Consider the following 12,530-nt stretch of genomic DNA (forward strand, 5'->3'; position numbering starts at 1 on the left):
GCCGAACCGGAACCGCCTGCCGTACCGGTCGAGCCCAATGCCGCCGAGCCGGTGGCCGCGCTCGCTTCGGTCGAGCCGTCGCCGGTCCGGGTGTCCGTTCCCCCATCGGTCGGGTCGGGGGCGGCGTAAGTCAGCCGAGTCGTCGCGCGGTGTCGGTCGTCCGCCGCGGTTCGACGCAGTCGGTCGTCGTCAACCCGGAACCCGGCCGCGAACGTCTCGCCGGGCTCGGGGAGCGTCTCGGTGCCGAACGCGCGTTCGCCGTCCGCGACGAGGTACAGCCCCTTCCGGTCGAGGTGGACCGCGGATCCGTTCGGCGTCCGACCGAGCGCGTCGCCGCCGGCGGACTCGTTACCGTCGTCCGTCCCGGTCGGCGCCACCCCGAACGAGAGGCCGTCGAGCGCGTCGAGGTCCGCACCTCGCTCCAGCGACGCGTTCGCGGCCGCCGGGAGGCCGGTCAACCCGGTCGCGTTCACGGCGTACACGACAGTATCGTTCGCGGCCGCGGTCGTGGCGGGCGCAAGCGTTCCGTCCTCGATCGCCTCTCGGACCGCAGTCGCGTTCTCGAATTCGCCGGGAGCGACCGCCCGCGTAGTGTACGCGGTCAGGTCGCTCGTCGAGCGCGGTTCCACGGTGACGGTCGCGGTGTCGTTGGCGACTTCGGTGCCGTGTTCCGACCGCAACGTGAGGTTGTACGTCCCGGGCGAGAGCGGGGCGGTATCCCCGCTGACCGATTCGACGGTGATGCCGGACCCGGTTGTGACGAACTCCGACCGAGAGTCGGGCGACGCGTACGTGTTGACCGTAACTGGTGTTGGACCCGTCTCGGTGGTCGCCAGTTCGAGGGTTGTGGTGGTGGTATTGTTAGTTGAAGTCAAGGATATAGAGGAATGTTCATATGTCGAATTAAGAACCGTGCTGAGGTGGCTACCAATGGACAATCTTTCGGGGATATCAGGACGGAGAGTAGGAGTTCTATCTTTGACAACTTCCACATTTTGGGTAGTTTTGATTTTGGTATTCAAATCACGTACTTGTACAGTATACGAACCGGGTTGAGAAACAGGAATGTATCTACTGGTATTGGAGGCATTGTTCAACATAATCTCCATCCCAGAGATCACCGTGCCATCTGAATTTAGGAGATTAAGAACCCCAGTCCGATTAGTTCCATCCGATCCGACATGAATCGGGATTTGAGATCCATTTACTGTCCCGGATGTTTCAAGATGAATAGAGGGTTTGACCAATTGAATAGTACCTTTTTTATTTTCAGAATCGGAATTTAGCGAGTAATAACCGGGAGAAAGATTATCAGTGTCTATATTATGTATGGAGTCTGAGCTATCCGGATTTATTTGTCTAACTGAACTACCATTGGGCTTTGAAATTTCATACTCATGTTGTGGATCTAGTCGAAATCCAATATTTGAATCCTGATTAACTGTATATTCTTCTCTATTAGAGATCAGGTTATCTACACGCACAGGGGATATCAACCGCTTTGTGAACGGAGAATTATTTGAAGTGGAGACAATATTCTCGACTTTGGTCCCCTCGATCTCTGGTTGTATATTCTGTGTCGAAATATTGCTATTTTTCAGTGGATAAATATACAAAAATTCACCATCCACCTCATATGACTCAGAGTGATTAGTAAGATGAATACTTACTGTATGATTATTGGAGAAATTAGTAGTTATAGATCCTTGTGAACGGGAGATGTTCGTGTTAAATTCGAACAGGAGAGTACTATTAGAGTCCATTCCTCCACTCGATCTGCGATAATATAATGGACTATTTATAACCTGAGCAGGTACTGACACATCAATAGTTGTTGTATCTAAAGCGTAGATTGTGTCAGAACCATGCTTATCTGGTGAAGAATGAAGACCGATTATTATCTCCGTCTTACCCCCTATATTCGTATTCTTGAGTGATATTTCTTCTTTGCGCGCTCCTACAGTCTTGATCTTTTTGCCGACGCCTCCATTTTGGTTCTTCTCCCAAATTGTTACAGAACTGCTAATATCTGTGTCTCCATTTGTGGAGTAATCGTAGAAAACATATCGTGATGACTCATTATACGTGTCAGATTTAAATCTAACAGAGTCAGGTGACGATATGCCAAATTCAACAGTTGCGTTCTTTCCTCCCTGTTTGGCAGTGTAAGAGATGGCGCGGTTTACTTTCGACCCCTCGTTGTATAAGCTAACATTCGTCGTGTCAAGATTTTCGATTGTTAGGTCAAATCGTCCGGGACTGGGGATCGCTGAGGCGGATATTACGATTGTCGCATTTGAGCTATTCGGATTTTGTATATACACTTCTGAACTGTTTGTTTTCTTGTCAACATTTATTTTGTAGGATGACGCGTTGTGATCTAGCTTCGCTCCGGAGTTGACAAGATCCCCGACATGAAGTTTAACGGGCTTGTTAGAACCAAGAACTTCGATATTAGTAATCACCTGCTGTTGCTCGGTTCCAATCTCAAGATCACTCGCACTGTCCATATCCCATAACTGTGCTGAAACTGCGAGTGTCCCTGAGATGATGAATAAAACAACAGCACCTATCACCACACAAAGCACGATGCCGACCCACAGCCATCGAAGCGATCGCGTCCGGATCATAGCGAGCGAGCCACGGATGCCAGAGCGATCGCTTCGGGGTAGCGCGGGGTCAGTAGTCGGCCCGGCCCCGCGAAGCGGCTCTTGTCACACCGCGGGATCTCTCACTCGGGTCGATCGATTATAAGTGGCTTACGGACGTGAAAGCTTCCGCTCGGAGAAATAATCGCATGACCGCGTTGCCCCGTAGCCGGATCGTGGCCGGATATTTTCGGGGGGGACGACCGGAGCCTGACGAGAGAGAAGAGCAGAGACGGGGGCGCCGGGCCGGTCAGTGTTCGACCGCTTCCATCATCGAGAGCAACTGGTCGCGCTGGCCCACCTGTTCCGGGTGGAGACCGACCATCGCGATCACGTCTTCGCTGTCCGCGCTGTCCGCGGTGTGTTGGACGGTGGCGATGTACAGCAGAACGGGTACGTCTTCGACGGATCCGCTCGAATTGCCCGTGCCCTCGACGTCGGCGCTGATCGTGGTCTCGAAGATCGGGACGGTGGTCTCTTCGTCGAGGATCGTTCGGGTCACCTCGCCGCGCTCTTCGATGTCGTCCGTCTGGATGTCGGTGTTGCCGCCGCCGACGTCCTGCTGATTGATCTGGTTGAGGAGCCGTTGGATGAGGTCCGCGCCCTCCACCCTGACGAGCGGATTGACCGACTGTCCGGCAACCGAGGCGTTCGGCGTACTCGCCACGAACAGCGCCGACTGGGTCGTCGGATTAGTGTACCGGGCGACCCAAGTCGTCGCCGTGACCTCCGCGTTCACGCCCGTGACGTTGAACTCGCGGTCGACCGTGTACGACTCCGGATCCTCTCCGGTGTAGCCGTTCGCGTACGCGGACTCGGGAACGCGCGCCGGTTCCGCGTCGAACTCGTAGCTTCCGTCTTCGCCGGCGCACCCGGCGATAGCGACCGAGGTCGAGGCCGCGAGCGCCGCGAGCAGTCCACGTCGTTTCATGTGCTTCGGTAGCTCTGTACAGTTCTTTAAGCCTATCGGCGCGGATATCGGTCGCGAGAACCCCGCAGTCGAAGGCACAAAGTTCACGTCGGGCCGCGAGCGACGTGAGGCAAATGGAACGTCGAGGACAAACCGGGCTGGTGGAAGCGCTCTTCTTAGACGTGGTTCGCCTCCACGAGACGTGGATGGAGGTGGTCTTCCCGCGACAGCTCGACCCGAGCGCCGTCTTGGGGAAGTGGAAGCCCGAGACGGCCGTCCAGTCGGTCGGCTACTACCTCTGGGCGGTGCTGGGCGCGCCGCTCGTCGCGGTCGCGTACCCCCTCTTGCTCGTCGGGTTCGCCACCCGCTACTACGCGGCGAAGCTCGACTCCGCGGTCACGCGCTTCGGCGTGCTCGGCGCGGTGATCGTCGCGACCGTCGTGTGGGGTTCATTGACACTCCTCGCCCATTTCCAACTGCCGACGGACATCATGCTCGTCATCGGGCTAGCCAGCATCGTTGCAGTCGTCTCTGCCGGGCTTGCGGCCGGCTTCTCGAAGGTCGGCGGTCGGTTCGTCAGCGTCTTGCTCGCCTATCCGTTCGCGATGACGGCGATATTCCTGCCGCCGGTCGTCGCGGCAGTGATCACACCGGCAATCGGTGAAATAATCCTCCCACCGAGCTCCGAACTCGCGCAGTGGATCCTCGACACGTTCCTTACGGTCGGCGGGATCAACGAAACGCTTCAGGGCGCGTTCGATCTGGACACGTTCGGACAACAGTGGGGTGCTCCCGGTCTCGGCTACGTGCTGATGTGGATCGGCATCTCCGTTCCGCTCGGCTGGTTCCTCGGGCTGCTCGTCGCGCTGGCGAACCTGATCCGGCCGAAATCGGACAACTGAGTCGACGCGTCGGCCGGCGTTTCCCTGCCCGTTCTGTCCTGCTACTCCTGCCGGTCGAACCGCTCGCTCGCGGTCTCGAACGCGGACTCCGACTGCTCCTTGCTCCGGCGGCTCTCGCGGGCCGCGATCGCCTCGGGATCGGGGACGGCGTCGTCGTCGATCCGTGCGAACGACTTGTGAACCTTCCTGTGACACCAGCGACACAGCGCGACGGTGATCTCGTGGGGGCCGGCGCCGTCGGATTCTGAATCGTCTGATTCTGAGGCGCCGGGTGCGGAGGAATCGGCGTCACCGTACGAGAGGTGGTGCTCCTCCACCAGCGGTCGGGCGTCGTCGTGCGCCAGCCGGACCTCCGCCAGTCCGCATCGGTGGCACTCGCGCCCGTCCGTCGTCGACCGGTAGTGCGGGCACGCGTGCCACTCACCGTCGGCGCCGACGTGACAGTCGTAGCCGTCGGCGCGACGGGCGGCCGCGAACTCGGAGTCGTCTCCTGCCCGCGTCAGCGCGAAGCGGCACCGACCGTCGTCGGTGAGGTGGTCGCAGACGCCGGCGACCGCGTACGGGTCGTCGACGCCGACGGGAGTCCCGTCGGGGGTGCGCTCCATACCGGGCGGTGGGGGCGGACTCACTTCAATTCGGTCGACCGTCTCGGTGGGAGGGCGAGGAGAGTGGAGAGAGCGGACGACGACGGAGAGGGAGTCAGACTAGGCTGGCGCCGTCGAAGTCCGTGCGGCCGTAGTCGACGTCGAGCAGCCGGAGGATGGTGGGCGCGACGTCGAGGAGGTCCGCGTCCTCGACCGTCGCGTCCGGGTGGTCGACGAACAGCGCGGCGTCGTCGAAGGCGTGCATCCCGGTGCGGGGGCCGTCGGGGTCGAACACCCTCTCCTTGGGGCGGAACCCGGACTTGAGGTCGAACCCGTCGTTGGGGAGGACGACGAGGTCGGGCGCGATGGCGGCGTGGTCGCCCCGGAACACGGTCTCGCGGTCGACGACTCGGTCGGCGACCGGGTTCCCGTCGGGGCCGGTCCACGACTCCAGCGCCTCGCGCAGCTCCGCGCGCGTCTCCTCGTACTCGGCTTCGGGGACGACCCCGTTCGGTTCGCGACCCTCCACGTTGAGGTAGAAGCGGCCCGGGACGAGTGAGTACGCGCGGGCGTCGTCGTCGACGTCGGCGAGCGCGTCGTGGTCGTCGTCCTCGTAGGAGAGCCACCCCTCGCGTTCGAGCCACTCGTTGCAGTACACGTCGTACCGCAGCCGTCTGAACCCGTGCGTCGAGCCGACGACGAGCGTGACGTCGTCCGGGAGCGCCTCGCGGATCGTCCCGATGTGGTCGTCGAGCGCGGCGTGGAAGTCCAACAGCGCCTCCCGGTACGTCCCGGCGTCCTCGTAGTCACCCCATAGGAAGTGGTCGACGCGGTCGGGGGCGGTGAAGACGCCGACGAAGAGGTCCCAGTCGTCGCGCTCGACGTACCGCTCGAAGGCGGCGGCGCGGGCGTCGAGGGTCTCGCGGGCGTGCTCTACGAACGCGGTCTTGTCCTCCTTGTGGCCGAGCTTGGCGTTGACCGACAGGCGGTAGTCGCTCTCCGTGAGGTACTCGCGCAGCTCCTCGGGGTGCGCGGCCGCGTCGAGGTCGGGCGAGAGGTAGCCCGAGACCATCCGCTGGACGGTTCGCTGCGGCGGGAACGTGACGGGGACGTTCATCACGGTCGCGTCGAGCCCCGCGTCGGTCGCGCGGTCCCAGACCCGAGGAGCCTGGATGTCGCGGCCCATCGGCACGTACGTGTCGTAGGATCCGACCTCGCGGTCCTGGAACCCGTACACGCCGGTTTCGCCCGGGTTCTTCCCGGTCGTGAGGCTCGGCCAGCACGCGCTCGACTCCGCCGGGACGATGCTGTCGATCCGTCCGCCCTCGCCGTCGTCCGCGATCGCCGACAGCGTCGGGAACGTCCCCGGGTTGTCGGCGACGAGCCGGTAGGAGAGGCCGTCGATCCCGATGAACGCCACGCGGGGAGTGTCGTTCCCTCGCAGCCGGTCGAAGAGGCCCATACACACCCATCCGCGGTCGAAGGCAAAAGGATTGACATCGGCGGTCCGGGAGACGGGGGCCGGAACCCGGCGGTCGGCGCGGCCCGCCCGCGACTCGCTCGGGAGGCTTTTTGTCCGTGACCCGCGGAGGGTCCGACATGGAGACCCGACGCGCGCTGCTCGTCGACGCGTTCGCCGCGGAGCCGCTTTCCGGGAACGCCGCCGGCGTCCTTCTCGACGCCAAGGGGCTGAGCGACGGTCAGCTGGCCGCGGTCGCCGCCGAACTCGGCGCCTCGGAGACCGCGTTCCTGACGGACGGGGACGGAGCGACCGACGGGGACGGCGCGGCCGACGGCGACGACGCGGTCGACGACCGGCTCCGCTACTTCTCGCCGACCACGGAGGTCGACCTCTGCGGGCACGCCACGATCGCGACCTACGGCGCCCTGTTCGCCGAGGGAACGGTCGACGGCGGCGAGCGAACGGTCCGCACGAACGTCGGCGACGTCACGGTCGCGGTCGACGACGACGGCACCGTCTGGATGCGACAGCAGGCACCGAGCGTCGAGGTCGTCGACGTCGACCTCGACCGGGTCGCGGCCGCGCTCGGCGTCGACCCCGCCGCGCTGCGCGACGTCGGCGCGGACCTCCCCGTCGCGGTCGCGTCGACCGGGCTGCCGTTCCTCGTCGTCCCCGTGAACTTCCTAGAGCGGCTCGGCGAGGCCGACCCGGACGACGAGGCGGTCGAGCGCCTCTCGGAGGAGTTCGACGTCGCCGGCGTGTACGCGTTCACATTCGACGCGCTCGACGCGGAATCGACGCTCCACGGCCGGGCGTTCGTCCCCTCGCTCGGCATCTCGGAGGATCCGGTCACGGGCACCGCGAGCGGAGCGGTCGGCGGGTACCTCCGGCACGTCGCCGCCTTCGACGGGGACGAGCCGGACGAACTCCGGTTCGAACAGGGCCACTTCGTCGACCGGCCGGGGATCGTTCGCGTCGACGTGGAGTCGGACGGCGTCCGGGTCGGCGGGCGGGCGACGGTCGCGCTCGACGGGGAGATCCGGATCCCCGACGACGAGGACGACGAGATCATCGAGGCCTGAGCACCGGCGACGGACCCGCCCCCGCCTCCGGAAGCACCCCTCCGAGACCGAACGTTTAGGATCGCTCGCGACGTACGAACGATATGGAGTTCGACTTACCACGCGCGACAGCGATCCTCGTACTGATCGTCGCGATCGGCGCCGGCGGCCTCATCGGCGCGGAGATGATGCCCCTCCAGACGACGCTGATGATGGTCGTCCCGTCGATGCTCGTCTTCGGTGCGCTCGCGTTCGCGATCGGCGTGAAACACGGCGAGTTCCGCTCGGCGCACGCCTGATCACGGGACCGTAACGGGACGAGCGCGCGGTTCGGAATCACGACCCTTTTGAAACCCGCCCGCGAACCCGGAGCCGTGCTGCCCGGGTCGCCACTCGCCGAACTGCTGTTGATCGTCGGCGGCGTCGCCCTCCTCTACGTCGGTGCCGAGCTGCTCGTGGCGGGGGCGAGAGACCTCGCGCTCGCCGTGGGACTGAAGGCGTCGACGGTCGGCGTCACCGTCGTGGCGTTCGCGACGACGGCCCCGGAGCTCTTCGTCTCCCTGCTCGGCGCGGTCACGGTGTCGACCGACATCGGACTCGGCGCGATCGTGGGCTCGAACATCGCGAACATCGGTCTCGTGTTGGGTGTGTCGGCGTTGATTCGCCCGCTCGAGGTCTCCGACACGGTGTTCCGCCGGGACGTCCCGTTCATGGTGTTGGCCGCGCTGCTGCTGGTCGGCCTTGGCTGGGACGGTCGGATCGGGCTCGTCGACGGGGTCGTGCTGCTCGTGACGCTCGTCGCGTTCACCGCCGCGGTGCTTCGACGCGTTCAGGGGAACCAGTCCGCGATCACCGACAGCGAACGGGACGAGATGCCCGACGCGAAGGGCCGCGACGTCGCGATCGTCGTCGCCGGGATCACGGCGCTCGTCCTCGGCTCGCGCTGGCTGATCGACGGCAGCGAGTCGCTGCTGGCGGCCGCCGGCTTCTCGGACATCTTCATCGGACTCACCGTGCTGGCGCTCGGCACGTCGCTGCCGGAGCTGGCGGCCAGCGTCGTGGCCGCGGTCCGCGGCGAGGCGGAGTTCAGCGTCGGCAACGTCGTCGGCTCGAACATCTACAACATCCTCGCCGTCATCGGTATCGTCGCCGTGGTCACCCCCATCCGCGTCGCCCCGAGCGTCCGGGGCTTCGAGTTCCCCGCGCTGCTCGCGTTCACGGCCGTCATCGTCGGCATCATGGCGTACAGCGAGCGGATCACCCGAATCGACGGCGCGGTCCTCACCGTCGGCTACGGGGTCTTCGTCTACCTGTTGCTCCCGTAGCGCGGGGGGCGGTTCGGGATGGCGGCCCCGGAGTGACGCGCCCGGACGGAGCCGTCTCGGTGACCGGAACCGACGGGTATTCGGCCGCGGGCGGCGGAGGCCGTGGCGTGATAGCGATCGTCGTCAGCCGGGCCGACAGCGCCTCGGCGCACATCGGCGAGCGGCTGCTGGAGGTCGGCGACTGGGAGTCGCGGGAGGACGACTCGCGGCCCGACGCCGACGGAGGCGGAACGTACTACCGGACCTCGGGGTTCGAGCTCCGCAAATTCGACGACCTCCACATCCGCCTGTCGGATCCGGTCGCCGCGTTCGACTGCGACCCCGAGTTCCTCGCGTTCGTCTCCAGGCACTCGGGCGAGAGCGGCGAACTGCTCACCGCCCACGTCACCGGGAACTTCGGCGGCGCCGAGTACGGCGGCGACCCCGAGTCGCTGGCGCGGGCCGCGCCTGGCGCCGAGAAGCGCGTCGTCGACGCGCTCGCGCGGCACGCGCCCGAGGGGTACGAGGTCGGCATCGAGTGTACGCACCACGGGCCGACCGACGTCTCCGTCCCGTCGCTGTTCGTCGAACTGGGCTCGGACGAGCCGCAGTGGGAGGACCCGGGGGCGGCCCGGGCGGTCGCGCGGGCGGTCCTCGACCTGCGAGGGACGGGCGCGGATCTGGTCGACGAGGACGTCGCCGACGCGGAGACAGAGACGCGCCCCCGTCACGTCGTCGGGTTCGGGGGCGGCCACTACGCGCCGCGGTTCACCCGGATCGTCCGCGAGACCGAGTGGGCGGTGGGGCACGTCGGCGCCGACTGGACGCTCGCCGACCTCGGCGCGCCCGACGCGAACCGGGACGTGATCGAGGCCGCATTCGAGCGGAGCCGCGCCGAGCGCGCCGTGATCGACGGCGACCGCCCCGACCTCGCCGCGGTCGTCGAGGACCTCGGGCACCGAGTGGTGAGCGAGACGTGGGTCCGCGAGGTCGGCGACGCCCCGCTCCCGCTCGTCGAGCGGTTGGAGGCAGAGATCGGTTCCGTGGACGAGGGACTGCGGTTCGGGGACGTGGTCGACGAGGCGGGCGCAGGCCCCGAAGACGACGGCGGTGCCGGCGACGCGTCTCCCGGCGACGCCGGCGACGCGATCCGCGTCCGCGACCTCCCGGCGGACCTGCTGGCGCGGGCGCAGGGGCTCGACGCCGACGCGGCGCGAGAGGCGGTCGAGCGCGTCGCCGTCGCCTTCGACACGGGGCAGGGCGGCACCCGGGCGGCCGGGCGCGTCGCGCTCGCGACCGCTCCGGAGACGCCGGGGTACGCGGACCTCGTCGAGGAGTTGGCGGCGGTGCTGGAGGCGGGCTACGACGACGTCGAGGTGGCGCCAGACCGGAACGCGGTCGTCGCCGACGAGACGGCGTTCGACCCGGAACTGGCGGCCGAGCGGGGCGTCCCGGAGGGACCGGCGTTCGGACGGCTGGCCGACGGGGAGGCCGTCGAGGTCGACGGCGAGACCGTCAAGCCAGAGGACGTGTCGCGGACGCGGACGGAGCGGTTTCCGATCGACCCCGGCTCGCACGACTGATTTATAAGAATCGTCGCGTTCGACGGCCGGACGCGTGGCGCCCGTACTCACGGCGGTCGGCGGCGGACGCCGGTGATTTCGGCGTCCGACTCGCGTCAGACGAACGGGCAAAAATAAATACGTCCGGGTCGCAACCACACCACATAATGGACTCCATCGTTGACGACGCCATCGACGAAGCCGAAGAGGCCCCCGCAGACGACGCCGGGGGAGCCGGCGAGAGCGCCGCCGGAGGGAGCGCCGGCGCGCCGCCGCAGACCGGGACGATGACCGACGACGAGCTACAGGACGTCCTCCAAGACCTCCAGACGAACATCACGGTCGTCGGCTGCGGGGGCGCCGGCGGCAACACCGTCAACCGGATGACCGAGGAGGGGATCCACGGCGCGAAGCTGGTCGCGGCCAACACCGACGTCCAGCACCTCGTCAACATCGAGGCCGACACGAAGATCCTCATGGGCCAGCAGAAGACGCAGGGCCGCGGCGCGGGCTCCCTCCCGCAGGTCGGCGAGGAGGCCGCCATCGAGTCCCAAGAGGAGATCCAAGACGCCATCGACGGCTCCGACATGGTGTTCGTCACCGCCGGGCTCGGCGGGGGCACGGGGACGGGCTCGGCGCCGGTCGTCGCGAAGGCGGCCCGCGAGTCGGGCGCGCTCACCATCGCCATCGTCACGACGCCGTTCACGGCCGAGGGCGAGGTCCGACGGACGAACGCCGAGGCCGGCCTGGAGCGGCTCCGCGACGTGAGCGACACGGTCATCGTCGTCCCCAACGACCGCCTGCTCGACGCGGTCGGGAAGCTCCCCGTCCGGCAGGCGTTCAAGGTGTCCGACGAGGTGCTGATGCGCTCGGTGAAGGGGATCACGGAGCTCATCACGATGCCCGGGCTGGTCAACCTCGACTTCGCCGACGTTCGCACGGTCATGGAGAAGGGCGGCGTCGCGATGATCGGCCTCGGCGAGTCCGACTCCGACTCGAAGGCGCAGGACTCGGTGAAGTCGGCGCTGCGCTCGCCGCTGCTCGACGTCGACATCTCCGGCGCGAACTCCGCCCTCGTCAACGTCACCGGCGGCACCGACATGTCCATCGAGGAGGCGGAGGGCGTCGTCGAGGAGATATACGACCGGATCGACCCCGACGCGCGGATCATCTGGGGGACCTCGGTCGACGACGAACTCGAAGGCGAGATGCGGACGATGATCGTCGTGACCGGCGTCGAGTCGCCGCAGATCTACGGCAGCAACGGCGAGCCGCCGGAGGGCACCACCGCCGACGTCGAGGACATCGACTACGTGGAGTGACGCCCGCCGAGCGCGCGGGCCGCTCGCCGCGCGGCGCGCCGTCACCGCTCTGGGGCCGCATCAAAAGGTAAAAACCGTCTCGTCTCGAATCCGCAGCTAACATGGACGTTCCGTACGACCTCAACAGTTATATTCGGGTGCTGAAGCTGGCGAGCACGCCGAGCACCGACGAGTTCCTCCAGGTGTCGAAGATCGCCGGCGCCGGGATTCTGCTCATCGGGTTCATCGGCTTCCTGATCTTCGCGATCATGAGCCTGATCCCGGGGGTCGGCGCGTAATGCCGATCTACTCGGTCAAGACGACGGCGAGCCAAGAGCGCACCGTCGCCGACATGATCGCCGAGAAGGAGGCGCCGGAGATCCAGGCCGTCATCGCTCCCGACCAGCTCACCAGCTACGTGATGGTCGAGGCGACCGACGGGACCGCATTCGGCCGGATCCTCGACGAGATCCCGCACGCCCGCGGCGTCATCCAGGGCGGCGGCGGCCCCGCCGAGAGTCCCTTCTCCGAGGTGGAACACTTCCTCTCGCCGACCCCGGACGTGGAGGGGATCGGCGAGGGCGACATCGTCGAGCTGATCGCCGGCCCGTTCAAGGGCGAGAAGGCGCGCGTCCAGCGGATCGACGAGGGGAAAGATCAAGTGACCGTCGAGCTGTACGAGGCGACCGTCCCGATCCCGGTGACGGTCCGCGGCGACCAGATCCGCGTCCTCGACAGCGAGGAACGGTAGTTCCTCGTATTGAGCGAGCGGCGCAACGCGCCGCGAGCAGACAAC

Annotated in this window: 11 protein-coding genes and 1 pseudogene (1 of these 12 only partly in view); 8 read left to right on the plus strand and 4 right to left on the minus strand. The window is 65.7% G+C overall.

The annotated features are described in order from the left end of the window. Positions 1–836 (minus strand): annotated as a pseudogene (locus C463_RS00740) (hypothetical protein) (it extends 612 nt beyond the left edge of the window). Positions 837–2,898: 2,062 nt separating this feature from the next. Continuing rightward, entirely contained in the window at positions 2,899–3,579 is a 681-nt protein-coding gene (locus tag C463_RS00745) for a DUF6517 family protein (RefSeq protein ID WP_008440191.1), read from the minus strand. Positions 3,580–3,719: 140 nt separating this feature from the next. Between C463_RS00745 and C463_RS00750 the strand changes: the two genes are divergently transcribed. Continuing rightward, complete coding sequence (locus C463_RS00750) at positions 3,720–4,460, plus strand: hypothetical protein (RefSeq protein ID WP_008440193.1); 741 nt, start codon at positions 3,720–3,722, stop codon at positions 4,458–4,460. 41 nt (positions 4,461–4,501) lie between these two features. Here C463_RS00750 and C463_RS00755 read toward each other — a convergent pair whose 3' ends face one another. Together C463_RS00755 and C463_RS00760 are read right to left on the minus strand one after the other, a co-directional pair. Further along, positions 4,502–5,065, minus strand: coding sequence for a DUF7097 family protein (locus tag C463_RS00755; protein WP_008440195.1), 564 nt, complete (start codon positions 5,063–5,065; stop codon positions 4,502–4,504). A 94-nt stretch (positions 5,066–5,159) separates the two neighbouring features. Then, complete coding sequence (locus C463_RS00760; protein ID WP_008440196.1) at positions 5,160–6,506, minus strand: alkaline phosphatase family protein; 1,347 nt, start codon at positions 6,504–6,506, stop codon at positions 5,160–5,162. 137 nt (positions 6,507–6,643) lie between these two features. Here C463_RS00760 and C463_RS00765 point away from each other — a divergent pair, with 137 nt between their 5' ends. The 7 genes from C463_RS00765 (at position 6,644) to C463_RS00795 (ending at position 12,485) form a co-directional block, all read left to right on the plus strand. Further along, complete coding sequence (locus C463_RS00765; RefSeq protein WP_008440197.1) at positions 6,644–7,588, plus strand: PhzF family phenazine biosynthesis protein; 945 nt, start codon at positions 6,644–6,646, stop codon at positions 7,586–7,588. An 83-nt stretch (positions 7,589–7,671) separates the two neighbouring features. Further along, the gene (locus C463_RS00770) at positions 7,672–7,866 is read left to right on the plus strand and encodes a DUF7333 family protein (RefSeq protein ID WP_008440198.1); all 195 of its coding nucleotides are present in this window, start codon (positions 7,672–7,674) and stop codon (positions 7,864–7,866) included. A 75-nt stretch (positions 7,867–7,941) separates the two neighbouring features. Further along, a complete protein-coding gene (locus C463_RS00775) occupies positions 7,942–8,892 on the plus strand; it encodes a calcium/sodium antiporter (protein ID WP_008440199.1) in 951 nt (316 codons plus the stop codon). 107 nt (positions 8,893–8,999) lie between these two features. Further along, positions 9,000–10,454 (plus strand): D-aminoacyl-tRNA deacylase, encoded by a 1,455-nt coding sequence (locus C463_RS00780; RefSeq protein ID WP_049905359.1) that lies wholly within the window; start codon positions 9,000–9,002, stop codon positions 10,452–10,454. A gap of 146 nt (positions 10,455–10,600) precedes the next feature. Next, positions 10,601–11,755 carry a cell division protein FtsZ gene (ftsZ, locus tag C463_RS00785; RefSeq protein ID WP_008440201.1) on the plus strand — a complete coding sequence of 385 codons (1,155 nt, stop codon included), beginning with the start codon at positions 10,601–10,603 and terminating at the stop codon, positions 11,753–11,755. A gap of 101 nt (positions 11,756–11,856) precedes the next feature. Next, positions 11,857–12,033 (plus strand): protein translocase SEC61 complex subunit gamma, encoded by a 177-nt coding sequence (locus tag C463_RS00790; RefSeq protein ID WP_004598344.1) that lies wholly within the window; start codon positions 11,857–11,859, stop codon positions 12,031–12,033. Next, entirely contained in the window at positions 12,033–12,485 is a 453-nt protein-coding gene (locus tag C463_RS00795) for a transcription elongation factor Spt5 (protein ID WP_008440202.1), read from the plus strand. The genes C463_RS00790 and C463_RS00795 overlap by 1 nt, the downstream gene beginning before the upstream one ends. The last annotated feature ends 45 nt before the right edge of the window (positions 12,486–12,530 follow it).

The sequence above is a fragment of the Halorubrum californiense DSM 19288 genome, assembly GCF_000336875.1.
Taxonomy (GTDB): Archaea; Halobacteriota; Halobacteria; order Halobacteriales; family Haloferacaceae; genus Halorubrum; species Halorubrum californiense.

Bases quoted from the DNA above. Each gene is read 5' to 3' on its own strand.
- C463_RS00745 (WP_008440191.1), bottom strand. From the start codon at position 3,579: ATGAAACGACGTGGACTGCTCGCGGCGCTCGCGGCCTCGACCTCGGTC.
- C463_RS00755 (WP_008440195.1), bottom strand. From the start codon at position 5,065: ATGGAGCGCACCCCCGACGGGACTCCCGTCGGCGTCGACGACCCGTAC.
- C463_RS00760 (WP_008440196.1), bottom strand. From the start codon at position 6,506: ATGGGCCTCTTCGACCGGCTGCGAGGGAACGACACTCCCCGCGTGGCG.
- C463_RS00765 (WP_008440197.1), top strand. From the start codon at position 6,644: ATGGAGACCCGACGCGCGCTGCTCGTCGACGCGTTCGCCGCGGAGCCG.
- C463_RS00770 (WP_008440198.1), top strand. From the start codon at position 7,672: ATGGAGTTCGACTTACCACGCGCGACAGCGATCCTCGTACTGATCGTC.
- ftsZ (WP_008440201.1), top strand. From the start codon at position 10,601: ATGGACTCCATCGTTGACGACGCCATCGACGAAGCCGAAGAGGCCCCC.
- C463_RS00790 (WP_004598344.1), top strand. From the start codon at position 11,857: ATGGACGTTCCGTACGACCTCAACAGTTATATTCGGGTGCTGAAGCTG.
- C463_RS00795 (WP_008440202.1), top strand. From the start codon at position 12,033: ATGCCGATCTACTCGGTCAAGACGACGGCGAGCCAAGAGCGCACCGTC.